23 protein-coding genes and 1 tRNA gene are annotated in these 24,651 nt (G+C 66.0%); 15 read left to right on the top strand and 9 right to left on the bottom strand.

Annotation, left to right across the window (positions count from 1 at the left end; translation table 11 throughout):
- Positions 1-7: 7 nt before the first annotated feature.
- The 8 genes from WDB66_RS10505 (at position 8) to WDB66_RS10470 (ending at position 11,130) form a co-directional block, all read left to right on the top strand.
- Positions 8-1,774, top strand: a complete 1,767-nt coding sequence (locus tag WDB66_RS10505) for an autotransporter assembly complex protein TamA (protein WP_339398528.1) — start codon at positions 8-10, stop codon at positions 1,772-1,774.
- Positions 1,771-5,550, top strand: coding sequence for a translocation/assembly module TamB domain-containing protein (locus tag WDB66_RS10500; protein ID WP_339398527.1), 3,780 nt, complete (start codon positions 1,771-1,773; stop codon positions 5,548-5,550). The genes WDB66_RS10505 and WDB66_RS10500 overlap by 4 nt, the downstream gene beginning before the upstream one ends.
- A gap of 291 nt (positions 5,551-5,841) precedes the next feature.
- Positions 5,842-6,708: a YbaY family lipoprotein gene (locus tag WDB66_RS10495; protein WP_339398526.1), complete on the top strand. Its 867-nt coding sequence runs from the start codon at positions 5,842-5,844 to the stop codon at positions 6,706-6,708.
- A gap of 200 nt (positions 6,709-6,908) precedes the next feature.
- Positions 6,909-7,808, top strand: a complete 900-nt coding sequence (coxB, locus tag WDB66_RS10490) for a cytochrome c oxidase subunit II (RefSeq protein ID WP_339398525.1) — start codon at positions 6,909-6,911, stop codon at positions 7,806-7,808.
- Between the two features lie 32 nt (positions 7,809-7,840).
- Positions 7,841-9,475, top strand: a complete 1,635-nt coding sequence (ctaD, locus tag WDB66_RS10485; protein WP_339398524.1) for a cytochrome c oxidase subunit I — start codon at positions 7,841-7,843, stop codon at positions 9,473-9,475.
- The gene (locus WDB66_RS10480; protein WP_339398572.1) at positions 9,472-9,657 is read left to right on the top strand and encodes a hypothetical protein; all 186 of its coding nucleotides are present in this window, start codon (positions 9,472-9,474) and stop codon (positions 9,655-9,657) included. The genes ctaD and WDB66_RS10480 overlap by 4 nt, the downstream gene beginning before the upstream one ends.
- Positions 9,654-10,226 (top strand): cytochrome c oxidase assembly protein, encoded by a 573-nt coding sequence (locus tag WDB66_RS10475; protein ID WP_339398523.1) that lies wholly within the window; start codon positions 9,654-9,656, stop codon positions 10,224-10,226. The genes WDB66_RS10480 and WDB66_RS10475 overlap by 4 nt, the downstream gene beginning before the upstream one ends.
- A 28-nt stretch (positions 10,227-10,254) precedes the next feature.
- Positions 10,255-11,130 carry a cytochrome c oxidase subunit 3 gene (locus WDB66_RS10470; RefSeq protein WP_339398522.1) on the top strand — a complete coding sequence of 292 codons (876 nt, stop codon included), beginning with the start codon at positions 10,255-10,257 and terminating at the stop codon, positions 11,128-11,130.
- A 114-nt stretch (positions 11,131-11,244) separates the two neighbouring features.
- Here the strand turns inward: WDB66_RS10470 and WDB66_RS10465 are convergent, their stop codons facing one another.
- Positions 11,245-11,454, bottom strand: a complete 210-nt coding sequence (locus tag WDB66_RS10465; RefSeq protein WP_339398521.1) for a twin transmembrane helix small protein — start codon at positions 11,452-11,454, stop codon at positions 11,245-11,247.
- Positions 11,455-11,547: 93 nt separating this feature from the next.
- Here WDB66_RS10465 and WDB66_RS10460 point away from each other — a divergent pair, with 93 nt between their 5' ends.
- From WDB66_RS10460 to cyoE, 4 genes are read left to right on the top strand one after another with little or no spacing between them, the layout of a single operon-like run.
- Entirely contained in the window at positions 11,548-12,273 is a 726-nt protein-coding gene (locus WDB66_RS10460; RefSeq protein WP_339398520.1) for an SURF1 family protein, read from the top strand.
- Entirely contained in the window at positions 12,270-12,839 is a 570-nt protein-coding gene (locus WDB66_RS10455) for a hypothetical protein (protein ID WP_339398519.1), read from the top strand. The genes WDB66_RS10460 and WDB66_RS10455 overlap by 4 nt, the downstream gene beginning before the upstream one ends.
- Positions 12,836-14,002 (top strand): COX15/CtaA family protein, encoded by a 1,167-nt coding sequence (locus tag WDB66_RS10450; RefSeq protein WP_339398518.1) that lies wholly within the window; start codon positions 12,836-12,838, stop codon positions 14,000-14,002. The genes WDB66_RS10455 and WDB66_RS10450 overlap by 4 nt, the downstream gene beginning before the upstream one ends.
- A complete protein-coding gene (gene cyoE / locus WDB66_RS10445) occupies positions 13,999-14,871 on the top strand; it encodes a heme o synthase (protein WP_339398517.1) in 873 nt (290 codons plus the stop codon). The genes WDB66_RS10450 and cyoE overlap by 4 nt, the downstream gene beginning before the upstream one ends.
- A gap of 20 nt (positions 14,872-14,891) precedes the next feature.
- Here cyoE and WDB66_RS10440 read toward each other — a convergent pair whose 3' ends face one another.
- Entirely contained in the window at positions 14,892-15,782 is an 891-nt protein-coding gene (locus tag WDB66_RS10440; RefSeq protein WP_339398516.1) for a LysR family transcriptional regulator, read from the bottom strand.
- A gap of 101 nt (positions 15,783-15,883) precedes the next feature.
- Between WDB66_RS10440 and trpB the strand changes: the two genes are divergently transcribed.
- Together trpB and trpA are read left to right on the top strand one after the other, a co-directional pair.
- Positions 15,884-17,101, top strand: a complete 1,218-nt coding sequence (gene trpB, locus WDB66_RS10435; RefSeq protein ID WP_339398569.1) for a tryptophan synthase subunit beta — start codon at positions 15,884-15,886, stop codon at positions 17,099-17,101.
- Positions 17,102-17,238: 137 nt separating this feature from the next.
- A complete protein-coding gene (gene trpA / locus WDB66_RS10430; RefSeq protein ID WP_339398515.1) occupies positions 17,239-18,039 on the top strand; it encodes a tryptophan synthase subunit alpha in 801 nt (266 codons plus the stop codon).
- 173 nt (positions 18,040-18,212) lie between these two features.
- On the opposite strand, the gene WDB66_RS10425 is transcribed toward trpA, so the two are convergent.
- The 3 genes from WDB66_RS10425 to tpiA form a co-directional block, all read right to left on the bottom strand.
- A tRNA-Leu gene (locus WDB66_RS10425) sits at positions 18,213-18,297 on the bottom strand.
- Between the two features lie 56 nt (positions 18,298-18,353).
- Positions 18,354-18,785 (bottom strand): preprotein translocase subunit SecG, encoded by a 432-nt coding sequence (gene secG / locus WDB66_RS10420; protein ID WP_339398514.1) that lies wholly within the window; start codon positions 18,783-18,785, stop codon positions 18,354-18,356.
- Between the two features lie 8 nt (positions 18,786-18,793).
- Positions 18,794-19,540 carry a triose-phosphate isomerase gene (gene tpiA / locus WDB66_RS10415; protein WP_339398513.1) on the bottom strand — a complete coding sequence of 249 codons (747 nt, stop codon included), beginning with the start codon at positions 19,538-19,540 and terminating at the stop codon, positions 18,794-18,796.
- A 127-nt stretch (positions 19,541-19,667) separates the two neighbouring features.
- On the opposite strand from tpiA, the gene WDB66_RS10410 reads away from it, so the two are divergent.
- Positions 19,668-20,465, top strand: coding sequence for an SDR family NAD(P)-dependent oxidoreductase (locus WDB66_RS10410; protein ID WP_339398512.1), 798 nt, complete (start codon positions 19,668-19,670; stop codon positions 20,463-20,465).
- Between the two features lie 62 nt (positions 20,466-20,527).
- On the opposite strand, the gene WDB66_RS10405 is transcribed toward WDB66_RS10410, so the two are convergent.
- The 4 genes from WDB66_RS10405 to WDB66_RS10390 all read right to left on the bottom strand — a co-directional run bounded on the left by WDB66_RS10405 (position 20,528) and on the right by WDB66_RS10390 (position 24,404).
- Positions 20,528-21,466, bottom strand: coding sequence for an isopenicillin N synthase family dioxygenase (locus WDB66_RS10405; protein WP_339398511.1), 939 nt, complete (start codon positions 21,464-21,466; stop codon positions 20,528-20,530).
- Positions 21,467-21,582: 116 nt separating this feature from the next.
- Positions 21,583-22,920, bottom strand: coding sequence for a phosphoglucosamine mutase (glmM, locus tag WDB66_RS10400; protein ID WP_339398510.1), 1,338 nt, complete (start codon positions 22,918-22,920; stop codon positions 21,583-21,585).
- Between the two features lie 13 nt (positions 22,921-22,933).
- The gene (gene accD / locus WDB66_RS10395) at positions 22,934-23,839 is read right to left on the bottom strand and encodes an acetyl-CoA carboxylase, carboxyltransferase subunit beta (RefSeq protein WP_339398509.1); all 906 of its coding nucleotides are present in this window, start codon (positions 23,837-23,839) and stop codon (positions 22,934-22,936) included.
- Positions 23,840-24,038: 199 nt separating this feature from the next.
- Positions 24,039-24,404 (bottom strand): response regulator, encoded by a 366-nt coding sequence (locus WDB66_RS10390; protein ID WP_339398508.1) that lies wholly within the window; start codon positions 24,402-24,404, stop codon positions 24,039-24,041.
- Positions 24,405-24,651: the final 247 nt, after the last annotated feature.

Below are 24,651 nucleotides of genomic sequence, written 5' to 3'. Positions count from 1 at the left end.
TTTCCCCTTGCCATTTCCGACGCGAGCCGCCGCCGGCCTGTTGATGTTGTTGCCGACGCTGGCGTATGGCCAGGGGTTGGGGCGGGTCGAGGTGCAGGGGCTGGGCGGTGAGCAGTTGCAGAATGTGCGGCTATCGCTCTCGCTGGTGCAGTTGCCCGAAGAAGAGCGCAAGACCCTGACCGAAGCGCGTCTGTCCTACCTGCTGCGGCGCGTGCCGGCGGAGGTGGACCAGGCGCTGCAACCCTATGGTTACTACGCTGCCAGTGTCGAAAGCCGGATCGAGCGGCGCGCCGATGGCGTGCCGGACGTGGTGCTGGAAGTGACGCCGGGCGAGCCGGTGAAGGTGGCCGCCAGCCAAGTCGTGATCGATGCCCCGGCAGCGGAAGACCCCGTAATCGATGCCGACATCGAAGGTTTCCGGCCGCGCATCGGAGAGGTTTTCGATCATCGGCGCTACGAGGCCAGCAAGCTGACCCTGCAACGCAGCCTGCTGGCACGCGGCTATTTCGATGCCGAGCTGCGCGCGCACCGGGTCGAGGTGTCGCGCAAGGCACTGACCGCCAAGATCAATCTGGACTGGATCGGCGGCAAACGCTACCGCTTCGGGGAAACCCGTTTTGAAGGTTCGCACGTGCGGGAGGACCTGCTGCACAAGGCGGTGCCCTACAAATACGGGGCGTTCTACGAGCAGTCTGAATTGCTGAAACTGCACCAGCGCCTGACCGATCTGGATTATTTCGGTTACATAGACGCGCGTCCGGACGTGGAAAATGCCGATGGCGACGAGGTGCCAATCGCGATCTCGTTGCTGCCGGGCAAGCGCAGCGTCTACACCGCCGGCCTGAGTTTCGGTACCGATTCGGGCGCCGGTGTGCAGGTGGGGCTCGAGCGGCGCTGGGTCAACAGCCGCGGGCACAAGTTCGGCGCCAATCTGGACTGGGCGCAGCGGCGCAAGAGCCTGGGTGCCGAATACCGCATCCCGGCCTTCGCCTGGGCCGAGGGCTGGTACGCGTTTGGTGCCAACCGGCGCGAGGAGGAGAGCGACGTGCTCAAGACCCGCATTACTGAGCTGGTGGCTTCGCGCAGCGGAGCCTGGCGTGGCTGGAATCTCAATCTCGCCATGCACATGCGGACCGAGGATTTCGAGATCGGCCATGCGGAAGCGCGGCGTGATGGCACCGCCACCGTTGGCGAATCGCGGCTGGTGTATCCGGCGCTGTCGGCGCAGCGGGTGGTGGCCGATGATCCGATGTATCCGAGCCGGGGTTTCTCGCTGCGGGGCGAGTTCAAGATCGGAGCCGAAGCGCTGGCCTCGGATGTGAACTTCGGCCAGTTTTTGCTGGATGCCAAGCTGATCCGCAGTGTCGGGAGCAACAACCGTTTCCTGTTCCGTGGCCAGCTCGGGCGCACTTTCACCGACCAGTTCGACCAGTTGCCGCCATCGCTGCGGTTTTTCGCCGGCGGCGATCGCAGCATTCGCGGCTACGGCTACCAGGAAATCGCCCCGCGCCAGGAGGGTGTGGTGCTGGGTGGCAAGAATCTGCTGGTGGGCAGTGCCGAGTACGAGCGCATGTTCAGTTCAAGCTGGGGTGCGGCGGTGTTCGTGGACGCCGGCAACGCCTTCAACGAAGTCAACGAGGGCGCCTATGTCGGCGCGGGCGCCGGAGTACGCTGGCGCTCGCCGGTGGGCATGGTGCGGCTGGATCTGGCGCACGGATTCAAGGACGCGGACAACTCGATCCAGCTCCACATCAACATCGGGCCGGACCTGTGAGCGCGGCAGCCGAGACATCCGGCAACACGCCGCCGCGCAGGCCGCGCCGTCGCCTGTGGTGGTGGCTGGGCGGTGTGCTGATGGCCGTGCCGGTATTGCTGCTGGTGTTGCTGATGTGGCTGCTGAACAGTGGCAGCGGGCGGGATGTGGCACTGGCGCAGCTGGATCGTTTCCTGCCGCCGGGCATGCTGTCCTGGAGCGGTGCCGAGGGGCACTTGGCCGGCGGTCTGGTGCTGCACGATGTGCGGCTGCACACCGATGCGGCCGATATCGCTGCGCAGCGGCTGGAGCTGGACCTAGACAGCGGCGCGCTGCTGTCCGGCGCTCTGCATCTGCGTCGCATCGCCGTTTCCGGCGGCAAGGTCGAGCTGCCAGCGGCCGCACCGTCCGACGAGCCGCCACCGGCGCGGATTGAGCTGCCGGATTCGTTGCCGCAATTGGTCTTGCCACTCCCGGTCCGGGTCGATGCGCTGGTGCTGGAGGATGTCGAGATCCTGCGCGATCGCGAACGCCTGCTGCATGTGCAGGAACTGACCGGCGCCGCATCACTGCAGGCCGGGCGCTTGCAGCTGCAACAATGGTCGCTGTCCAGCGATCGCGTCGGGCTGGCGCTGGATGCGGATATCGATACCGCCTCCAGCTGGGCCAGCCGCTTGCGTGCCCAGGCGCGCGTCGCGCTCGAAGATGCCGAACCGCTGCCGCTGGAACTGCGCATCGACGGCGATTTGAATGCGCTGGCGCTGGAGCTGGATGCCGATCTCGGACAGCCGGCGACGCTGCGGCTGCAAACCCGTGGTGGCCTGCCCGAACCGGACTGGACATTGAATCTGGATGCGCCGCATCTGGCGCTGGCGCGTCTGGGGCTTGAAGGCGAGCCGCTGACGTTGCAGCTGTCCGGTGAAGGCGACTTGCGCCAGGCGTCCCTGTCGGGCCGGCTGGAACAGGCCGGTTTCGAGCTGCAGCTGGCGCCTTCGCGGATTTCCTACGACGAGTTCCGGCTGAGGCTGGAACCGCTGTCGCTGGGTCTGTATGACGGCAGCGCCCGGCTCGAAGGCGAACTGGACCTTTCCACCTCCGATCCGCAGCTGCATGCCGATCTGGCATGGCAGGACATCGTGCTGCCCGGCGCCGCGCCGGATGCCGTGGTGCGCAGCCAGGGCACGGCCCGCATCGATGGTCCGCTGGACGACTACGCGTTGACGCTGGACGGACGTTTTGCGCGTGGCCCGGATCAGGCGCGTGTGCAACTGGCTGGTCGCGGTTCCACGCAGGCGCTGGATCTGGAAAGCCTGCACGCCGAATTGCCCGGTGGCGGGCTGGATGCACATGGCCGTGTGGCCTGGTCGCCGGCACTGCATGCCACGCTGGACGCCACGCTGCAGCAGTTTGACCCCTCGTATTTCGCGCCGGATCTGCACGGCGTGCTGGATGCCCGGCTGCATCTGGATGGTGGACTTGCCGATGCTGGCCCGTTCGGCGAACTGCGGCTGGATGGGCTGGACGGCCAGCTGCGCGGGCGCAGCGTCAGCGGCTCGGCCCAGGCACGGATGCAGGCCGATGGGCACGGCAGTGGTGAACTCGACCTGCGTCTGGGCCAGTCGCATGTCCATGGACAGGGCCATTGGCAGGATGAATTCGATATCGAGCTGGCATTGGCGCCGCTGGAACTGGCCGACCTGCTGCCCGAAGCCGGCGGCCGGCTGGACGGCAGCCTGACCCTGCGTGGCGCACGTGATGCGCCCAGCTTGTCGGCGCAACTGGATGGCCAGAGTCTGGCCCTGGCCGGGCAGACGGCGCAGCAATTGCGCCTGCGGGCCGGCGTGCAGGCCTGGGAACGCGGCAGCATCAGCATCGAAGCGCAGGCGCTGGAACTGGGTGGGCAGGACTTCGCGACATTGGCGCTGTCCGGCGAAGGCAGCCGCGCCGCACATGACCTCAGCCTGGCGCTGGTCGGTGACATCGCAACGCTGGGGCTGGACCTGAACGGTGGCCTGCAACCGCGCGACAGCAGTTGGCAGGGAGAACTGCGCGATCTGCATCTGGAGCCGAAGGAACGCACTGCCTGGCGCCTGCGCGAGCCGGCCCGGCTGGCGTATCTGCCGGATGCCGGCAGCGTATCGCTGTCGCGCACCTGCCTGGATGCCGCCCCGGCTTGGCTGTGCGCGGAAATCACCACGCAGGGGACGACCAGCCAAGGCACCGTGGAACTGGACGGTTTCGACCTGGCTGAACTGGATCCGCTGCTGGCCTCGCTGCTGGAACAACCCGCCGCATTGAACGGCAGCCTCGCCGCCAACGGGCAGTTCCAGCGCGATGCACAAGGCCGGCTCCAGGCTGGTTTCCAGGCGCGCGTGCCGCAGGCCACGCTGAAGCTGGACCCGGCCGCCGAACGCGAACTGCTGGACCTGGCCGATCTGGTTCTGGACCTGACACTGGATCCGGACCGCGCCAAGCTGCAACTGGATGCACGCGTCTCGCAGCATGGCCATCTGCGCGCCGGCATGGAGGTGTCAACGCCGCTGGAAGCGGACGGCACGCTGTCCGGCCAGGTTGATCTGTTGCTGCCCGACATCGCGCTGCTGGAACTGTTCACCGATCAGGTGGTGAATCCGCAGGGGCGGGTCGAAGGCCGGCTGCTGCTGGCCGGCACGCGCAGCCAGCCGCAACTGGATGGCACGCTGGAACTGCTGGATTTCTCGGCCGAATTGCCGGCGCTCGGCATCCAGCCACGCGAAGGCCATATCCGCCTGTCCAGCCGTGAGGCAACCGCGCTGGAGCTGGACGGCAGCCTGATGCTGGGCGACGGCAAGGCCATGATCGAAGGCCGCTTCGATCTGGCTGGCGATAACGGTGTGGCCGGCACATTGGCGATCCGGGGCGAAGAATTGAGCGTGATGGACGTGCCGCAGGCGCGGGTGCGGGCCTCGCCGGACCTGCGGCTGGAACTTGCCGGCCGGGCGCTGAAACTGCGCGGCAGCGTCGATGTGCCGTACGCGCGGATCAATCTGGAGCACCTGCAGGGCGTGGCCTCGCCCTCCTCGGACGTGGTGATCGTGGATGACGAGCAGAGCAGTGGCGGGCTGGCGGTGGACGCCGATATCAGCGTCACGCTGGGGCGCAGTGTGCGGATGCGCGGCTATGGACTGAACGGCACCCTGGCCGGCCAGCTGCGGGTGCGCGACCGCCCCGGCTACGCCACCACCGGCAGCGGCGCGATCGAGGTCGGCGGCGCCTACAAGGCCTATGGGCAGGACCTCAGCATCACTCGCGGCCGGGTGTCCTTCGCTTCGACCCCGATCGACAACCCGATGCTGGACATCCGCGCAGAACGCAAGATCGATGCGGTCACGGTCGGGGTGCAGGTGCGCGGCACCGCGCTGGTGCCGGAGTTGACGTTGTGGTCGGACCCGGCGATGGAGCAGGCCGAACAGCTGTCCTATCTGGTGCTGGGCCGCCCCTTGCGCTCGGCCTCGCAGGCCGACGGCACCCAGCTGACCCAGGCGGCCGCCGCGATGGGCGGCAACCTGCTGGCGCAGAATCTGGGTGCGCGCCTGGGCATCGAGGATGTCGGGGTGTCCGACAACCGCGCCCTGGGCGGTGCCGCGCTGACCGTCGGCATGCACCTGTCGCCACGGCTGTATGTCAGCTACGGCGTGGCGCTGTTCGGCTCCGGCCAGGTGGTGACCTTCAAGTACCTGCTCAGCCGGTTGTGGAACATCCAGATCGACTCGGGCAGCGAGAACCGTGCCGCGCTCAACTATCGACTCGAACGCTGACGGCGCGGGGACGCAACGGCTGCACGCCCCGCATCGGGGCCACCCCTGCACCAAGGTACATGGAATTCATGCATGACCATGCGGCCGGTTTGTTCTAAGCTTGCGGCTTCGGCCCGCCGGGCCGCCATCGCTGTTCCCCCACTGCGTCGGTTTTCCAGACAATCGCGTCCGCTTCACCAGGCCCTGCTACACGGGTTTTGGCAAGCTGGCGGACTGCGTTGTCCCGAAGCTTTTCGCCGCATGAAACAGTGGTTCCGGCCGCCGTTTCCATACAACCATCCGAGTACCCCCATGAAGTTCAAAGCCCTTTCGCTGTCCGCCGCTGTCGCCCTGGCGCTTGCCGCATGCGGTGGCCAATCCGATGCACCTGCCTCCGCCAACGGCGGTTCCGCCGCCAGCACTGCCCAGCCAGCAGTACCGCAGGTCAATGGGCCGGCGATCGAAGCCCAGGTGGAAATCGACCAGCTCGCCTCACTGCCGCCGGGTCTGACGCTGGTGCTGAAGCTGGTGGACATCACCGACAGCACCAACCTGCCGGTGGTCGTGGCCGAGTCTTCCACGCCGGCACCGGCCGCGCTGCCGCTGCGCGTTGCGCTGCCCTACGATCCGGCCCGCATCGATGCGTCGCGCAATTACGGCTTCCAGGTGGCGGTGCAGGCAGAAACCCTGGTGCTGTACGGCACCGCCCGTCCGGTCCCGGTGCTGACCCAGGGTGCCGAAACCGGGCGTCTGGAGCTGAGCCTGGTGCGGGGTGGCCAGCCGGCTGCCGATGTGCCGCCGGCGGATCAGGCCAAGGAAGAGTTCACCAAGCTGGAAGTCAGCATCGGCGGCATGCGCCGGATCCAGGGCGAGCGTCTGGAAGCCGATGTGGCGGTGGGCTGGGACGCCTTCGTCGAGGACAGCGGCCAGATCCGCATGGCGCGCGAGCAGGTCGATTTCGGTGATGCCGGTTCGGCCCAGTTCCGTTATGCCTACAAGGGTGGTCAGCCGTGGGTGGTCGAGCGCGTCCAGTCCGGCGTCAAGACCCTGGTGGGCTGGACCCAGAGCGGCGACCTGCTGCTGAACGAGAAGGGTTCGGGCGAAGCCGACGAGGCCGAAGTGGCCGCGTTGCGCAGCCGCGCGCAGTCGCTTTACACGCTGGCGGCCGCGCGCCGCTGATCCATATCGGGCGATGCGCCTTGCCCCGTCGGAGGGGCAATCGCTATCATCGTCCGATGCTTCAGCATCCGTACATTGTCCGGATGAGCCCGCATCCGCGCCGACGCGGCGGGAACGAGGTCAAAAAGGAGACGGCACCTGTGCCATCGGCACGGTGCCTTCGCATCGGTTAAAGCTGGGGGGAACCCCGAGGTAAAATGATGACCAACGCAGCTCGTACGCTACGCATCGGCATTGGACTGGTCGCGCTGTTCGCGGCCACTGCGGCGCTGGGTGCCGACCCGCAACCCTGGCAGCTCAACATGGGGCCCGGCGTGACCGAGGTCTCGCGTGAGGTCTACTGGCTGCACAACCTGATCCTGGGCATCTGTACCGTCATCGGCCTGCTGGTGTTCGGTGCGATGGGCTACGCGATGTTCGCGTTCCGCAAGTCCAAGGGCGTGGTGCCGGCCACCTTCAGCCACAACACCAAGGCGGAAATCGTCTGGACGGTGATTCCGATCATCATCCTGGTGGTGGTGGCGTGGCCTTCGACCAAGACCCTGTACAAGATGTACGACGCCTCCGAATCCGACATGACGGTGAAGATCACCGGCTACCAGTGGATGTGGAAGTACGAAATCCTGAACTACCGCGGCGAGCAGACCGGGGTGAGCTTCATCAGCCGTCTGGACGAAGCCAGCAACGCCGCCCGCCAGTTGCGCTCGGGCATTGATCCGGGTTCGGTGCGCGATGGTGACATCAACACCTATCTGCTCAACGTCGACAAGCCGCTGGTGCTGCCGACCAACACCAAGATCCGCTTCGTGCTGACCGCCGATGACGTCATTCACTCCTGGTGGGTGCCGGCGCTGGGCTGGAAGCAGGACGCGATTCCGGGCATGGTCAACGAGCAGTGGACCAACATCCTTGAGCCGGGTACCTACCGCGGCCAGTGCGCCGAACTGTGTGGCAAGGACCACGGCTTCATGCCGATCGTGGTGCAGGCGGTGCCGCAGGCCGAGTTCGAAGGCTGGCTCGCGATCCAGCCCGGCTCCAGCTTCACCCAGGCCGAGCGCGTGGCGCAGGCCGAAGAACCCGTCGTCCCGAACCAGGGCTGATCGCCCGCCGCAGATCGCAAGAGGCAATAGCCATGGCAACCATCCGCAGTGACATCCAGACCGGTCAGGACGTGCATCACGACGATCACGACCACGACCATCACCAGACGTTCTTCCAGCGCTGGTTCCTGTCCACCAACCACAAGGACATCGGGTCGCTGTACCTGCTGTTCTCGTTCGTGATGTTCCTGATCGGCGGCGCGATGTCCGGCGTGATCCGCGCCGAACTGGCCGTCCCGGGCCTGCAATTCGTGGACCCGCTGTTCTTCAACCAGATGACCACCATGCACGCGTTGGTGATGATCTTCGGCGGCGTGATGCCGGCCTTCGTGGGCCTGGGCAACTGGATGATCCCGCTGCAGATCGGCGCGCCGGACATGGCGCTGCCACGCATGAACAACTGGTCGTTCTGGATCCTGCCGTTCGCGTTCCTGATCCTGCTGTCGACGCTGTTCATGGACGGTGGTGCGCCGGCCGGTGGCTGGACGCTGTATCCGCCGCTGTCGCTGCAGGGCGGCAGTGCGATCGCGTTCGCGATCTTCGCGATCCACATGATGGGCATCAGTTCGATCATGGGCGCGATCAACATCATCGCCACGGTGCTGAACATGCGGGCGCCGGGCATGGATCTGCTGAAGATGCCGATCTTCCCGTGGACCTGGCTGATCACCGCCTTCCTGCTGATCGGTGTGATGCCGGTGCTGGCCGGTGCGGTGACGATGCTGCTGACCGACAAGTTCTTCGCCACCACATTCTTCTCCGCTGCCGGCGGCGGTGACCCGGTGATGTACCAGCACATCTTCTGGTTCTTCGGGCATCCGGAGGTCTACATCATGATCCTGCCCGCGTTCGGCGTGGTGTCCGAGATCATCCCGACCTTCAGTCGCAAGCCGTTGTTCGGCTACACCGCGATGGTCTATGCCACGGCTTCGATCGCGTTCCTGTCGTTCATCGTCTGGGCGCACCACATGTTCACCGTCGGCATGCCGCTGGGCGGCGAGCTGTTCTTCATGTACGCCACGATGCTGATCGCGATTCCGACCGGGGTGAAGGTGTTCAACTGGGTGTCGACGATGTGGCGCGGCTCGATCTCGTTTGAGACGCCGATGCTGTGGGCGCTGGCGTTCGTGGTGCTGTTCACCATCGGCGGCTTCTCCGGCCTGATGCTGGCGATCGTGCCGGCCGACTTCCAGTACCACGACACCTATTTCGTCGTGGCGCATTTCCACTACGTGTTGGTGACCGGTGCGCTGTTCTCGATCATCGCGGCGGTTTATTACTGGTGGCCGAAGTGGAGCGGCCGGATGGTCAACGAGCGCCTCGGCAAGTTCCATTTTTGGTGGAGCATGGTGTTCTCCAACCTGCTGTTCTTCCCGCAGCATTTCCTGGGGCTGGCCGGCATGCCGCGCCGCATCCCTGATTACAACGTCGCGTTCGCGGACTGGAATCTGATCAGCTCGATCGGCGCCTTCGGCATGCTGGTGTCGCCGTTCATCATGATCTACGTGTTCTGGCACTCGCTGCGCAAGGGCGAGAAGGCCGGCGCGCGCGCCTGGGAAGGCGCCAAGGGGCTGGAGTGGACCGTGCCTTCGCCGGCACCGCAACACACCTTCACCCGTCCGCCGGTGTTGCGCCCGGGCGACCTGGCGCACGAAGGCGAACATTGAACAGACTGACGGCCGCCGACATGGCGGCGGCCAGCCAGGGAGCCGATGTGAATGATCCGCAGCCATCGCAGGAAGTGATCGACGCCAACCGCCGTCGCGGCGTGCGCCGCACGGTGATCGTGGTGTCGACGATCGCGCTGCTGATCTACATCGGCTTCGTCACCGGATTGATCGGACGATGAGCGCTCCCCACGATGCCAGCGGCAACGTGCTGCGCCGCGCGCTGTGGATTTGCGGCATCGCGTTCGCGCTGTGCTTCTCGATGGTGCCGCTGTACCGGATCGCCTGCGAGCAGTTGCTGGGCATCAAGCTCGGTGGTGCCAGCGGCGCGGCGGCGGCGGAAGTCGATACTTCGCGCTGGGTCACGGTGGAGTTCGATGGCGGCGTCAATTCCGGCCTGCCGTGGAGTTTCCGTCCGGCCCAGGCACAGCTCAAGGTGCACCCGGGGCAGGTGGTCGACGCTTTGTACTACGCCCGCAATGACGGTGTGACCGCCATTGTCGGGCAGGCGGTGCCATCGGTGGCACCGAGCATCGCCTCGGCCTATTTCAACAAGACCGAATGTTTCTGCTTCACCGAGCAGCTGCTGGGCCCGGGTGAGGAGCGGCCGATGCCGGTACGCTTCATCGTGGATCCGGACCTGCCCAAGCAGGTGAGCCGCATGACGCTTTCGTATACCTTTTTCAAGAATGATCCGGCCACCCAGCGCCTGATCGAAAACAATCCGCACGCCGCACCTGCGGCACCATGATCGCCACAGCTTGAATACGGGAATCGCCATGGCCCAGACCACCCACGACGCCGACATCTATTTTGTTCCCAAGTACAGCCCCTGGCCGCTGGTGGGCTCGATCGGCCTGTTCATCATGGTCATCGGCGTGGCCAACTGGTTCAACGAGGTCTCCTGGGGCAAGCCACTGTTCTACGTCGGCGTGGCCGTGATGATCGGCATGTTCTGGGGCTGGTTCGGCACGGTGATCCGCGAATCGGTGTCCGGCGTCTACAGCCGCCAGGTGGATGGCTCGTTCCGGATGGGGATGATCTGGTTCATCTTCTCAGAGGTGATGTTCTTCGGTGCGTTCTTCGGTGCGCTGTTCTACGCGCGCAGCCTGTCGGTGCCGTGGATCGGCGGCGAGGGCGATGGTGTTGCGACCCAGGCGTTTCTGTGGAGTGGCTACGAGGCGGCATGGCCGACCAACGGGCCGGCCCAGGTCGGTGGCGAATTCCAGACCATGTCGGCCTGGGGTCTGCCGCTGGTCAACACGCTGCTGCTGCTGGCTTCCGGCGTCACGTTGACCATCGCGCACCATGCGCTGAAGGCCGGCCAGCGCGGCAAGCTGCTGCTGTGGCTGGGCGCCACCGTGCTGCTGGGCGCGACCTTCCTGTTCTTCCAGGTCGAGGAGTATATCCACGCTTACCGAGATCTGAACCTGACCCTGGGTTCGGGCATCTACGGTTCGACCTTCTTCATGCTCACCGGCTTCCACGGGGTGCACGTGACGCTGGGCACGATCATGCTGATCGTGATCTGGTTCCGTGTGCTGAAGGGACATTTCACTGCCGACAACCACTTCGGCTTCGAGGCGGTGGCTTGGTATTGGCACTTTGTCGACGTGGTGTGGCTGCTGTTGTTCCTGTTCGTCTACGTGCTCTGATCGCGGCGCCGGCATCAGGCCGGCTTCCGCTCAAGCGCAGGTGCGCGTGTCGATGCGCCTGCGCTTCATCGCCCAGCGCTGGCTTTCAGCACGAGGGCCCGAGGCCAGGCTGGATCAGCCGTTGATGCCGTGCGGTGTGATCACGCCGGTCAGGATGCCCAGTACCACCAGGGCAATCAGCGCGATGCTCAGGCCCACGCGCCAGGTCAAAGCATTGACGGTACGCTTGGTCTGGCCCTTGTCGATGATCATGTAGTACAGCCCGGCGCCGAGGTTGTACAGGATCAGGACGATGAACAGGATGATGATGACTTTCGGCCACATGACGGGGTTCCACTGTGCTGGAAGGAAAAGGCTTGCCGTGAACGCGCGGTTCCGGGCATCGGGCGATTGTCCCACAGCATCGTTGGATTGGATGTGAGCCGTCGGGAACATCTTGCCATCCGCCTCGCGTGGGGCGTGGCCGCCGTCCTTCTGGCTGCCGCATTCGCATCGCTCGGGTTCTGGCAATACGGCCGTGCCGACGAAAAGGCGCGCTGGCTGGACGGCTACGCGCGCGCGCTGCAGGCCGCGCCGAAGCCGTTGGCGCAGGTGCTGGGTTTGCCGCCGGTGGATGTGCCGGTGCGCGTGAATGGTGCCGTCACTCTGCGCCGGGAACCGGTGCTGCTGCTCGACAACCAGCAGCGCGAAGGCCAGGTGGGCGTGCGCGCCTACGTGCTCGGCCAGGTGCAGGGTGCTGCGACGCCGGTACTGGTGGAATTGGGCTGGCTGCCGATCGGGCCGGATCGTGCGTTGCCCGAAGTCGAGGTTCCCGCACCAGTGCAGCAGATCGATGGCGTGTTGCTGCCATGGCCCGGACAGGGCCTGAAGTTGGCGGAAAACCCATGGGGAGCCGATGCCTCCACGGTACTGCTGACCTATCTTGATCGTAACGAAATCGGCGACCACACCGGCACAAGTCCGTATGATGGCGTGTTGCAGCCGGCGCCTTCGATGCCGCTGGGCCATGTGCGCGATGCCGGCACGCTGCCCAATACGCTGCCCCCCGAACGGCACCGCGGTTACGCCGTGCAGTGGTGGGGCCTGGCGCTCACCGTCATGGTGGTCTACCTGATCCTGGCATTGCGCCGAGGACGAGAATGAACAGCGAAACCGGATTCGACCCTGCCGTCCGCCGCCGCAACCGCATCATGCTGGTGGCGCTGGCGGCCCTGTTCCTGCTGCCGTTCGTGGCGGCGACGCTGCTGCATCTGAGCGGCTGGTCGCCGCAGGACACGCGCAATCGCGGCGAATTGCTGGAACCACCGGTGCCGCTGTCCGATCTGGAACTGCATCAGGCTGATGGCAGCATCTACCAATGGGCGCCGCAGGAACGCCGCTGGCAGATCGCGGTATTGCCGCCGCCCGATTGCGGTGCGGCCTGCGGCGAATTGATCGCCGGTCTGGACAAGGTCTGGCGCCTGCAGGGACGGCGTGCCGATCGCCTGCAGGTGCTGTGGTTCGGTGCCGTGCCGGCCGATGCCGTGGTGTTCCGCAACTTCGTGCCGATGCGCCCGGATGCGACGCTGGCACAACGCATGCCGGGGCTGGCCAGCAGTGGCGCACCGACGGTCTATCTGTACGACCCGGCCGGTTTCCTGGTGATGCGCTATGCGCCGGATTTCGATCTGGCCGATCTGCGCGCCGATATCGCCCAGCTGCTGAAATGACGCCCATGCCGCACCGCAACTATCACCGCATCGCCTGGATCGCCCTGCTGCTGGTCATGGTGGTCATCGTGTTCGGCGCCTTCGTGCGCTTGTCCAACGCCGGACTGTCCTGCCCGGACTGGCCGACCTGCTATGGCCGCATCACCTGGCCGGTGCATGAGCACGAGATCGCGCATGCCAATGACGCCTTCGAGCGTCCGGTGGAAAGCCACAAGGCATGGCGTGAACAGGTGCACCGCCATCTGGCCGGATTGCTGGGGCTGATGGTGTTCACGCTGGCGCTGCTGGGTTCACGCAAGGTGCGTGGCGGCAAGGCCGTGGTGATCGGTGCCAGCGCGCTGGTGGCCGCCGCGATCCCACTCTATATGCAGGGCCAGCATGGCTGGGCCTCGACACTGGCCATTGCCGGTGAAGTGATGCTGCTGGGCTGGGCCCTGCGGCCGGACGGGGTGCTGTCGCCACGCGGGGACTTTTCCCGGCTGTCGGCGCTGTTGCTGGCGGTGATCATCTTCCAGGCGCTGCTGGGTATGTGGACCGTGACCTGGCTGCTCAAACCCATCGTGGTGATGGGCCATCTGATGGGCGGCGTGACCACGATGGCGCTGCTGACCTGGCTGGCCTGCCGTGCTTCGCCGAACGCGGCGCTGCAACTGCCGGCGGCGTGGGCGCTGCGCGGATGGCTGGTGGCCGGCATCGTACTGGTGGTGGTGCAGATCGCGCTGGGGGGCTGGGTGTCGGCCAACTATGCGGCGCTGGCCTGCGGCACGGATTTCCCGAAATGCCTGGGCCAGTGGTGGCCGCAACATGATTTCGGCGAGGCCTTCGTGCTGTGGCGCGGCATTGGCACCGACTATGAAGGCGGCGTGCTGGATGGCCCAGCGCGGGTGGCGATCCAGCTGGCGCACCGGCTGTTCGCGCTGGTTGTGGTGGCCGGGCTGATCGTTCTGGGCCGCAGGTTGCGCGCGATTCCGGAAATCTCCGGCTGGGGCACCGCGCTGTGGGTGCTGCTGGGTGCGCAGGTCGGGCTCGGCATCCTGAATGTGGTCTCCGGTTTGCCGCTGAAGATCGCCACCGCACACAACGCGGTCGCGGCGCTGCTGCTGTTCGTGATGGTGCTGCTGCTGGCGCGTCTGCGTCCGGCGCCGGAGGCGGTGGCGCGATGAGTTTCAAGGCGCGCCAGTACTGGGCCCTGACCAAGCCGCGCGTGGTGGCGCTGATCGCGTTCACCGCGATCATCGGCATGCTGATGGCGGTGCCTGGTCTGCCGCCACTGGTGCCGGCGCTGGCCGGCATGCTCGGCATCTGGCTGGCGGCGTCGTCGGCGGCGGCGATCAACCATCTGATCGATCAGCGTATCGATGTGGTGATGGCGCGCACTGCACACCGGCCATTGCCCAGCGGCCAGCTGCGCAGCTCGCAGGTGCTGGTGTTCGCGCTGGCGCTGGGTGCGCTGTCGATGCTGGTGCTGGTGCTGTGGACCAATGTGCTGACAGCAGTGCTGACCTTCGCTTCGCTGATCGGCTATGCCGTGGTCTATACCGCATGGCTCAAACGCGCGACGCCGCAGAATATCGTGATCGGCGGTGCTGCCGGTGCTGCGCCGCCGGTGCTGGGCTGGGTCGCGGTCACCGGTGAGTTGCATCCGCATGCGCTGCTGCTGTTCCTGATCGTGTTCGTCTGGACGCCGCCGCACTTCTGGGCGCTGGCGATCTTCCGCCGCGACGATTACGCGCGCGCGATGATCCCGATGCTGCCGGTCACGCACGGCGTCACCTACACCCGCTGGCATGTGCTGTTCTACACGTTGCTGCTGCTGGTGGTGACGATGCTGCCGTGGCTGACCGGCATGAGCGGGCTGTTCTATCTGGGCGGCGCGCTGGTGCTGGGCGGGGTGTTCCTGTGGTACGCGATCCGGCTGATGAATCCGCCGTCGGAGCGCTTCGCGATGATCGTGTTCAATTATTCGATCGTGTACCTGATGGCGCTGTTCGCGTTCCTGCTGGTGGACCACTGGTTGCCGCCGCTCGGCTGACGCGCAACGCCGGTAAAGCGTCAGTTCTCCTCCAGTGCCGTGCGCAGCCAGGCTGCCAGTGCGGGCAGACGCGGATCGCTGTGCTGTCTGCGGCTGCATAGTACCCAGCGCGCGTCGGTTTCGACGAATCCGAACGGTGCCAGCAGGCGGCCGGCGGCCAGATCCCCGCTTGCCAATGGTTCCGGTGCGATCGCAATGCCCAGCCCCGCGACCGCGGCTTCCAGCAAGTAATACAGATGCGCAAAGCCGCTGCCGAACTGGAGTGCGTCGGGGTCCAGCCCATGGCGCTGCGCCCAGTCCGGCCAGGCCTGCGGACGCGAGGTGGTGTGCAGCAGCGGTTGCTGGATCAGGCTGGCGGGCGTGGCGCTGCTCAGGTTGTCCGCGTCCGGATGCTGGCTCGACATTACCGGGCCGATGCGCTCGGGCGCCAGTTCCCACACCTGCCATGATGATGGCCACGGCGGGCTGTCCAGCAACAGCGCGGCATCCAGTCCGGCCAGTTCCGGGCCGGGCATGGTTTCCTGCGCGGAAAGGTGCAGGCGCAGATCCGGCAGTTCCTGCTCCAGCCGCGCAAGTCGCGGAATGACCCAGCGCGCCAGGATGCTGGCCGAGCATCCCAGCACCAGTGCGCTGCGGCCCTGCTCCTGCCGCACGCGGCCACAGGCGTCGCGCAACCGTACGAAGGCGTCGCTGGCGGCTTCGGCCAGATGCAGGCCGGCGCGGGTCGGCACCAGACCGCGGCCTTCGCGCCGGAACAGCGCGCAGCCCAGTGTTTCTTCCAGCGTGCGCAGATGGCGGCTGACCGCGCCGTGGGTGACGTGCAACTCGTCGGCGGCGCGGCTGACGCTGTGCAGTCGCGCGACCGCCTCAAAGGCCCGCAGCGCGTTCAACGAGGGCAGGGAAGTCGGCATAATCTGTGAGATTTCCTGACAGGTTGCGGCAATTTTATCGCTTATCCCTTCGCCTGCGTGGCGCTAGACTGATGGCCTTTTCCGCACAGTGCATGGCCACGATGAATCTGCCGCATGTTTCCGACTACAACGTGTTTCCCGATGCCCGTGGCCACTTCGGTCCTTATGGCGGCAGCTTCGTGGCCGAAACCCTGATGCAGCCGCTGCAGGAATTGACCGACGCCTGGTTGCGCTACCGAGAGGACCCGGAGTTCATCGCCGAACTGGACGCTGACCTGCGTGATTATGTCGGCCGCCCCAGCCCGATCTATTTCGCCCAGCGCCTGACGCAGAAGGTCGGCGGCGCGCGCATCCTGCTCAAGCGCGAAGATCTGAACCACACCGGTGCGCACAAGATCAACAACACCGTCGGCCAGGCGATGCTGGCCCAGCGCATGGGCAAGACCCGCATCATCGCCGAGACCGGCGCCGGCCAGCATGGCGTCGCCAGCGCCACCGTCGCCGCGCGTCTGGGGCTGGAATGCGTGGTCTACATGGGCGCCACCGACATCGAGCGGCAGAAGATCAACGTCTACCGGATGAATCTGCTGGGCGCGAAGGTGGTGCCGGTCACCGCCGGCTCGGCCACGCTCAAGGACGCGCTGAACGAAGCGATGCGCGATTGGGTGACGAACATCCACAACACCTTCTACATCATCGGCACGGTCGCCGGTCCGCATCCGTACCCGGCGATGGTGCGCGACTTCAACGCGGTGGTCGGGCGCGAGGCGCGTGCGCAGATGCTGGCGCAGTACGGCCGTCTGCCGGACGCGATCACCGCCTGCGTCGGCGGCGGCAGCAATGCCATCGGCCTGTTTCATGCCTTCCTCAATGACCGCGCGGTGCGCATCGTCGGAGCCGAAGCAGCCGGTGACGGTATCGAAAGTGGCCGTCATGCCGCTTCGCTGGCGGCTGGCCGGCCCGGCGTGCTGCATGGCAATCGCACCTATCTGCTGTGCGACGACGATGGCCAGATCATCGAAACCCATTCGATTTCCGCCGGGCTGGACTACCCGGGCGTCGGCCCGGAACACAGCTTCCTCAAGGACACCGGCCGCGCCGAATACATCGGCGTCACCGACGATGAGGCGCTGGAAGCCTTCCACCTGCTGTGCCGCAGCGAGGGCATCCTGCCGGCGCTGGAATCCAGCCACGCCGTGGCGCAGGCGATCAAGCTGGCGCGCGAATTGCCGAAGGACGGCATCGTGCTGTGCAACCTGTCCGGGCGCGGCGACAAGGATGTCCATACGATCGCCAAACGTGAAGGTATTGAGCTTTAGCGTGGGACGCTGGGAATGGGGAGTAGGGAGTCGGGAATCGATCAAGCCGACTCCTGCGTCCCGGATGCCCCGTTGTCCCACCGCTTCCCGCTTTTTCAACTCCCCATTCCCTATTCCCCATTCCCGGCTTCCACCCCATGAACCGCATCGATACCCGTTTTGCTTCCCTCAAGGCCGCTGGCCGCACCGGTCTGGTGCCCTTCATCACTGCCGGCGATCCATCGATCGAGGCGATGGTGCCGCTGATGCATGCACTGGTGGCATCGGGCGCCGACGTGATCGAGCTGGGGGTGCCGTTCTCTGATCCGATGGCGGACGGACCGGTGATCCAGCAGGCCAGCGAACGTGCGCTGGCGCGTGGTGTGGATACCGCGAAAGTCTTCGATTTCGTGCGCCAGTTCCGCGAGCAGGACAACGAAACGCCGGTGGTATTGATGGGCTATCTGAATCCGGTCGAGATCCATGGTGTGGAACGCTACGCACAGCAGGCTGCGCAGGCCGGCGTGGATGGCGTGCTGCTGGTGGATTGCCCGCCGGAAGAGGCTGATGCGGTGCAGGCGGCATTCAAGGCCAACGGGCTGTACCAGATCTGCCTGGCGGCTCCGACCAGCAGCCCGGAGCGGCTGGCGCGGCTGATGAAGAACGGGCGCGGTTACCTGTATTACGTGTCTTTCGCCGGCGTCACCGGCGCGGCCCATCTGCAGACCGATGCGGTGCGCGACGCCGTGGCCCGGATCAAGGCGCAGGGCGATCTTCCAGTGGCGGTCGGCTTCGGTGTGCGCGATGGCGCTTCAGCCCGTGTAATCGGCGAAACCGCCGATGCCGTGGTCATCGGCAGCGCGCTGGTGCAGACCCTGGCCGGTGCCGAAAGCGTGCAGGATACCGTCAGCCGTGCCCGGGACTTTTTCACGCCGATCCGTGCCGCGCTGGATGAGTGATGTCAGGCGCCTGTGCCTGAACAGCAGGGGAAGCACCATCGCCCGCTGTGCAGGCATGGAAGCGCGATGCCGGCTTGCTGCTTTGCCGGTTTTTCTGCGCGGTGAACAGGCAAGAAAAGACCCGCACGGTGGCGGGTTTCAAGTTCCGGTGCCGTTGGCATCGGAGCAGTATGTGGTGCCCAAGAGGGGACTCGAACCCCTACGACTCGCGTCGCTACCACCTCAAGGTAGTGCGTCTACCAATTCCGCCACCTGGGCTTGTTTTCACGGTGTGGCGCGGGAAGCCGCGCATCATACCAAAGTTCGTTGCGGCGTCACTCGGTTGCCGGAACCGGCGTTTCCACCTCGGATTCGGCCGGGATTGCGGCCGGAGCCTGCTCGGCGGCGGGTGCGGCGGGCGGCACGATCGTTTCGGGAATGGCCGGCACGCTCTGTTGGGCCGGGACACTGGCTTCCGGGACCATGCTGCCCATGATGCCCAGTTCGTCGGCCTGGCTGCTGCCCGAACCAACGGTCTTGTGCAGGAAGACCGCCATGCCCAGTGCCATCAGGAAGAAGATGGTGGCCAGAATCGCGGTGCTCTTGGACAGGAAGTTGGCCGAACCGCGTGCACCGAACACCGTGGCCGAAGCGCCGGCGCCGAATCCCGCGCCAGCACCGGCACCGGCGCCGCGCTGCAGCAGGATGAAGACGGTCATCGCAACCGCGACGAGCACATAGACAACATTGAAAAGCGTGTAGATCATGGTCTGTTCTACCGCGCCGCAACAGCGGCGATGGCTAGGAAATCGTTGGCAACCAGGGAAGCTCCGCCGATCAGGCCGCCGTCGATATCCGGCTGCGAAAACAGCTCGGCGGCGTTGGCGGGCTTGACGCTTCCGCCGTACAGGATCGGGAGCGAGCTGGCAATCTTAGCATCAACCCGGGCCACTTCGCCACGGGTCCAGGCATGGACTTCCTGCGCCTGCTCCGGGCTGGCGGTCAGGCCGGTGCCGATCGCCCAGACCGGTTCGTAGGCGAACACGACGCCTTCCAGCGCAGAAGCGCCCAGCGCCAGCAGCGGTTGCAGCTGTGCCGCAAGGGCTTCCCTGGTGGCGCCGGATTCGCGCTGTTCGCGGGTTTCGCCGAAACACAGGATCGGGATCAGGCCGGATTCGCGTGCGATCTGGAATTTCTGCGCCACCAGCTCATTGCTTTCGGCGTGGTACTGGCGGCGTTCGGAATGGCCGACCAGCACGTGGCTGGCGCCGATGTCCTTCAGCATCTGGCCGGCGACTTCGCCGGTGTAGGCACCCTGCTGGTGGATGTCCAGATCCTGCGCGCCCAGGTGCAGCGTGTTGCCGGCGTGGCGGGTCACCAGTTCGGCCAGATAAGGCAGGGGCGGCAGCACGACCAGCTCCACACCGGCCTGCGGGGCGGCGGCGATGGCGTCCACCAGGGCGTGCGCAAAAGCGCGGTCGCCATGCAGTTTCCAGTTTCCAGCGACGATTTTCTGGCGCATCGATGCAATCTCCGGGCAATGGACCGGCAAGCATAGCGATACCGTTGCGGGTGGTCACGCCGTGCCGGATCGCCCGGCGCGGCGGCTGCCGTATGCTTGTCGGCAGTCACACCACGCGGATGATCCGATGTCGCAGCCCACACATGCCCTGATCACCGGTGCCTCCAGCGGCATCGGTGCCGAAATCGCACGCCAGTACGCCGCCCGCGGGGTGCCGCTGGTGCTGACCGCGCGCCGTGCCGATCGGCTCGAAGCGCTGGCACAGGAGCTTGGAAAGCAGGTGGAGTGCGTGGTGATCGCCGCCGATCTGGCTGATCCAGCCACGCCGCGCCGGCTGGTCGAGGCGCTGGCCGAGCGCGGTATCGGCATCCGTGTGCTGGTCAACAACGCCGGCTACGGCGTGCCGGGCAATTACCTGTCCTCGTCGTGGGAAACCCACGCCGCGTTCCTGCAGGTGATGGTGACGGCGGTCAGCGAGCTGACCTGGCGCCTTCTGCCGCAACTGCGTGCTGCCGGCAACGGCCGGATTCTCAATGTGGCCTCGTTCGCGGGCCTGGCGCCGAGCTCCAACGGGCAGACGCTGTATGCGGGTGCCAAGAGTTTCCTGATCAAGTTCAGCGAGTCGCTGGCGCTGGAAAACGCCGCGCACGGGGTGCAGGTCTGCGCGCTGTGCCCGGGCTTCACCTATTCCGAATTCCACGATGTCACCGGCACCCGTGAGCGGGTATCGAAGCTGCCGAAGTGGATGTGGTTGCAGGCCGACGAGGTCGCGCGGCTGGGCGTGGAGGGCGCCGAGGCCGGCAAGGTCGTGGTGATTCCCGGTACCGGCTACAAGTTGATGCGGATGGCGTTCAAGCTGATACCCGATGTGATGTTGCGCCGCACGATGGCGAAGAAGTCGGCCGCGATCCGCGACGGCGACTGAGCCGCTTCGGCACGCCGATCCGGCCACGTGGGCCGGATCGGATGTGATGCTGCAACCAGGGATCAGATCAGCTTGATCTCGCGCAGACGCTGTTCCAGGTAGCCCTGCGCCGTGATCGGTTCCGGATAGCGGTTCGGATTGTCCGGCGTGATGCACGAGGGCAGCACATCGATCAGGAAATCCGGATTCGGGTGCAGGAAGAACGGTGTCGAATACCGCGGCTGGCGTGCCTCGTCGCCCGGCGGGTTGACCACGCGGTGCGTGGTGGACGGGTACACGTGGTTGGTCAGGCGCTGCAGCATGTCGCCGATGTTGACCACGATGGTGTCGGCATCGGCGGTGAACGGTACCCAGTCGCCCTTGCGTGAAAGCACTTCCAGGCCCGCTGCACTGGCCCCGACCAGCAAGGTGATCAGGTTGATGTCCTCATGCGCGCCGGCGCGCACGTTGGGGATGTCGTCGGCGGTGATCGGCGGGTAGTGGATCGGGCGCAGGATCGAGTTGCCGGCATCGGTCTTGTCGGCGAACCAGTTCTGCGGCAGGCCGATGTGCAGCGCCAGCGCTGACAGCACGCGCGAGCCCAGCTCGTCCAGCGCGCCATACAGCGCCAGCGCCTGATGCTTGAACTCGGGGACTTCTTCCGGCCACTGGTTGTCGGCCATCACCTGGCGGTAGTGGCTGTCCGCTGGCAGCTCGCGCCCGACGTGCCAGAACTCCTTGAGATCGAAATGCTTGGAATCCTTCGCGGTTTCCACGCCGAACGGGGTATAGCCGCGCGCACCGCCGCCGCCGGGCACGTGGTACTTCTTCTTCACCTCTGCGGGCAGTGCGAAAAAGCGCTGAAAGGCGTCGTAGGCGCCGTCGATCAGGTCCTGCGGGATGCCGTGATGGCGGATGCCGGCGAAGCCCCATTCGCGGTAGGCCGCGCCAAGTTCCGCGACGAAGGCGTCACGATCGCTGTCGAAACGACGGATGTCCAGGGTGGGGATGACGGAGCTCATGTACGCGATACCTGCAAGATGGGTGGAAAAGACCAAAGGATAGGGGTTTTGCCGGGCGCCGCTTGAGGCGGGTCAAATCCGCCCCCTGCGTTGTCCTTGAACAGCTTTGAACAGCGTCAGATGGCGGCGCTGACCGCAGACGACAGCGCATCCAGCACGGACTGCATGAGGCCGGCATCGTCGGCTTCGACCGTGACGCGGATCAGTGGCTCGGTGCCGGAGGCGCGCAGCACCAGCCGACCACGACCGGCCAGTTCGGTCTCGGCGCGCTCGCGTGCGGCGACCACATCCGGGTGTGCCAGCGGCTGGCCGCCGCGCACCGGGATATTGACGGTACGTTGCGGCAGCGGGTGATAGTCGGCCAGTGCCTGTTCCAGCGTCAGGCCCTGCGCGCGCAGGGCTTCGAGCACCTGCAGCGCGCTGATGATGGCGTCGCCGGTGCTGGCGCGGTCCAGGCACAGGATGTGGCCCGAGGCTTCGCCGCCGAGCACGCCGCCGTGTTCGACCAGTGCCTGGTGCACATAGCGGTCGCCAACCTTGGTGCGGATGAAGCCGATGCCGCGCCCGGCCAATGCCTTTTCCAGCGCGAAGTTGGTCATCAGGGTGCCGACCACTGGCCCGTGCAGGCGACCGCTGGCATGCCAGTGACCGGCCAGCACATGGATCAGTGCATCGCCGTCGATCACCTGGCTGTTGCGGTCCACGAACAGCACGCGGTCGCCGTCGCCATCGAAGGCGATGCCCAGATCCGCGTTCTTCTCGCGCACCAGTGCGGCCAGCGCCTGCGGGTGGGTGGAGCCGACGTCGCGGTTGATATTGAGGCCGTCCGGTGCGGTGCCCAGCGGCAGCACCTGTGCGCCCAATTCGGAAAACACCTGCGGGCCAATCTGGTAGGTGGCGCCATGCGCGCAGTCCAGCGCGATGCGGCGGCCGGCCAGCGAAAAATCCTCGCCGACCGAGGCCTTGCAGAATTCGGCGTAGCGAGTGGCCGCATCGACGATGCGCGCAGCCTTGCCCAGCGCATCGGAGGCGACGGTGGAAAAGGGTTGTTCCAGTGCGGCCTCGATCGCCAGCTCGGTGGCGTCGTCGAGCTTCTCGCCCTGCGCCGAGAACAGCTTGATGCCGTTGTCGTAGTGCGGATTGTGCGAGGCGCTGATGACGATGCCGGCATCGGCGCGCAACGAGCGCGTCAGGTAGGCCACGCCGGGCGTGGGCATCGGGCCGAGCAGGCGCACATCGGCGCCGGCCGCGACCAGCCCGGCCTGGAGTGCCGATTCGAACATGTAGCCGGAGATGCGCGTGTCCTTGCCGATCACCACGACCGGGTGACGCTGCCCGACGGCCAGCGCACGGCCCAGGGCCCAGCCCAGCTTCAGTACGAAATCGGCAGAAATCGCGCCTTCACCGACCCGGCCACGGATACCGTCGGTGCCGAAATAGCGTCGTGCGCCCATCAGGATGGCCGCGTCAGGCGGCCGGCTCCTCGCTGCTTTCCTGCACCGGATCCGGCGCTGGCGCCGGTGCGCGCATCAGCAGGGCGAGCAGGGCGGCCAGCTTTTCACGCAGCTGGCGTCGATCCACGATGGCGTCGATGGCACCGTGGTCGAGCAGGAATTCGCTGCGCTGGAAGCCTTGCGGCAGGGTTTCGCGCACGGTCTGTTCGATCACGCGCGGGCCGGCAAAGCCGATCAGCGCCTTGGGTTCGGCCAGGTTGAGATCACCCAGCATGCCGAGGCTGGCGGAAACGCCGCCGGTGGTCGGATGCGTCAGCACCGAGACGTATGGCAGTCCGGCCTCGCGCATGCGCGCCAGCGCGGCCGAGGTCTTGGCCATCTGCATCAGCGAGAACAGGCCTTCCTGCATGCGCGCGCCGCCGGTGGCGGAGAAGCACACCAGCGGGGTGCCATGCTCAAGCGCGTATTCGGCCGCGCGGGTGAATTTTTCACCCACCACCGCGCCCATCGAGCCGCCCATGTAGCGGAATTCAAAGGCGCAGGCGGTCAGGGCGCTGCCCTTGAGCAGGCCGTGCATCGAGATCAGAGCGTCCTTCTCGCCGGTCTGCTTCTGCGCGGCGCGGATGCGGTCGGCGTATTTCTTGGAATCGCGGAATTTCAACGCATCCACCGGACCCAGGCCGGCGTCCAGTTCGTGTGCGCTGCCTGGATCGAACAGCGCGTCCAGGCGGTAGCGTGCCGCGATCGCCATGTGGTGATCGCATTTGGGGCAGACGTAGAGGTTGCGTTCCAGCTCCGGCCGGTACAGCACGGCGGCGCAACTTTCGCATTTCTCCCAGAGCCCTTCCGGTACGGTTCCGGATTTCTTCGGGCCTTCGGTGCGGATGCGCGAGGGCATCAGTTTCTGGAGCCAGCTCATCGGTACTCAAGGATCAGGGCAAGGCCGCTAGTGTAGTACCTGCCCGACCATGGCCGCACGCGGCGACAGCCGGATGCAGAGGCGGCAGGATGCGGATGGGAAGGGGCGCCGCGGATATCGCGCGAAGGGCGAGGCGGCGGCAGGTGCGGCACCTGCCAAGATGCAGCCCGGCAGCACGGTTGCGCTGCCGGGCCTGAAATCAGGACGGCAGCAGTTCCTTGACCAGCTTGATCAGCGCGGCCTCGTTGACCGGCTTGGTCAGATAGGCCTTGGCGCCCTGACGGATGCCCCAGACGCGATCGGTTTCCTGATCCTTGGTGGTCACCAGAATGATCGGGATATGTGCGGTTTCGGCGTTCTTGGAAATCGAACGCGTGGCCTGGAATCCGTTGAGGTTCGGCATCACCACGTCCATCAGGATCAGGTCGGGCAATTCCCGCTTGGCCGCTTCCACGCCCAGTGCGCCGTCCTCGGCTGTCAGCGTCTCGTGCCCGAGGCGCTCGATGATGAGCTTCATGCCCATCAATTGAGAAGGTGAATCATCGACGATCAGAACACGTGCCATAGGTTCCTCGGCTTGTTGCATTGGCCACCGGACATCCGGTGCCCCCTGGTTGAAGGTTCCGATTCTAGCCGGTCACCGGGCCGGGTTGAAGGGAGGCGATCACGATAGCTCCGGGGCGTTGGCGGGCCGGTCAGCCGTGGTGTGCTGGGCTTTGTGGGGAAAGCGGCGAGCCCGGAATCTTCGCCCAGCCACCGCCATGGCGGCAAAGGGCAGGGATGGATGCGCCGCGATCGGACTTGCCGGAGGT

The organism is Denitratimonas organivorans, from assembly GCF_037478135.1.
Lineage (GTDB): Bacteria > Pseudomonadota > Gammaproteobacteria > Xanthomonadales > Xanthomonadaceae > Denitratimonas.
This window is presented reverse-complemented; position numbering and strand designations above follow the sequence as displayed.

Bases quoted from the DNA above. Each gene is read 5' to 3' on its own strand.
- WDB66_RS10475 (WP_339398523.1), top strand. From the start codon at position 9,654: ATGAGCGCTCCCCACGATGCCAGCGGCAACGTGCTGCGCCGCGCGCTG.
- trpB (WP_339398569.1), top strand. From the start codon at position 15,884: ATGAATCTGCCGCATGTTTCCGACTACAACGTGTTTCCCGATGCCCGT.
- WDB66_RS10495 (WP_339398526.1), top strand. From the start codon at position 5,842: ATGAAGTTCAAAGCCCTTTCGCTGTCCGCCGCTGTCGCCCTGGCGCTT.
- WDB66_RS10390 (WP_339398508.1), bottom strand. From the start codon at position 24,404: ATGGCACGTGTTCTGATCGTCGATGATTCACCTTCTCAATTGATGGGC.
- accD (WP_339398509.1), bottom strand. From the start codon at position 23,839: ATGAGCTGGCTCCAGAAACTGATGCCCTCGCGCATCCGCACCGAAGGC.
- secG (WP_339398514.1), bottom strand. From the start codon at position 18,785: ATGATCTACACGCTTTTCAATGTTGTCTATGTGCTCGTCGCGGTTGCG.
- trpA (WP_339398515.1), top strand. From the start codon at position 17,239: ATGAACCGCATCGATACCCGTTTTGCTTCCCTCAAGGCCGCTGGCCGC.
- WDB66_RS10450 (WP_339398518.1), top strand. From the start codon at position 12,836: ATGACGCCCATGCCGCACCGCAACTATCACCGCATCGCCTGGATCGCC.
- WDB66_RS10455 (WP_339398519.1), top strand. From the start codon at position 12,270: ATGAACAGCGAAACCGGATTCGACCCTGCCGTCCGCCGCCGCAACCGC.
- coxB (WP_339398525.1), top strand. From the start codon at position 6,909: ATGACCAACGCAGCTCGTACGCTACGCATCGGCATTGGACTGGTCGCG.
- WDB66_RS10410 (WP_339398512.1), top strand. From the start codon at position 19,668: ATGTCGCAGCCCACACATGCCCTGATCACCGGTGCCTCCAGCGGCATC.
- cyoE (WP_339398517.1), top strand. From the start codon at position 13,999: ATGAGTTTCAAGGCGCGCCAGTACTGGGCCCTGACCAAGCCGCGCGTG.
- tpiA (WP_339398513.1), bottom strand. From the start codon at position 19,540: ATGCGCCAGAAAATCGTCGCTGGAAACTGGAAACTGCATGGCGACCGC.
- WDB66_RS10470 (WP_339398522.1), top strand. From the start codon at position 10,255: ATGGCCCAGACCACCCACGACGCCGACATCTATTTTGTTCCCAAGTAC.
- glmM (WP_339398510.1), bottom strand. From the start codon at position 22,920: ATGGGCGCACGACGCTATTTCGGCACCGACGGTATCCGTGGCCGGGTC.
- WDB66_RS10440 (WP_339398516.1), bottom strand. From the start codon at position 15,782: ATGCCGACTTCCCTGCCCTCGTTGAACGCGCTGCGGGCCTTTGAGGCG.
- ctaD (WP_339398524.1), top strand. From the start codon at position 7,841: ATGGCAACCATCCGCAGTGACATCCAGACCGGTCAGGACGTGCATCAC.
- WDB66_RS10465 (WP_339398521.1), bottom strand. From the start codon at position 11,454: ATGTGGCCGAAAGTCATCATCATCCTGTTCATCGTCCTGATCCTGTAC.
- WDB66_RS10405 (WP_339398511.1), bottom strand. From the start codon at position 21,466: ATGAGCTCCGTCATCCCCACCCTGGACATCCGTCGTTTCGACAGCGAT.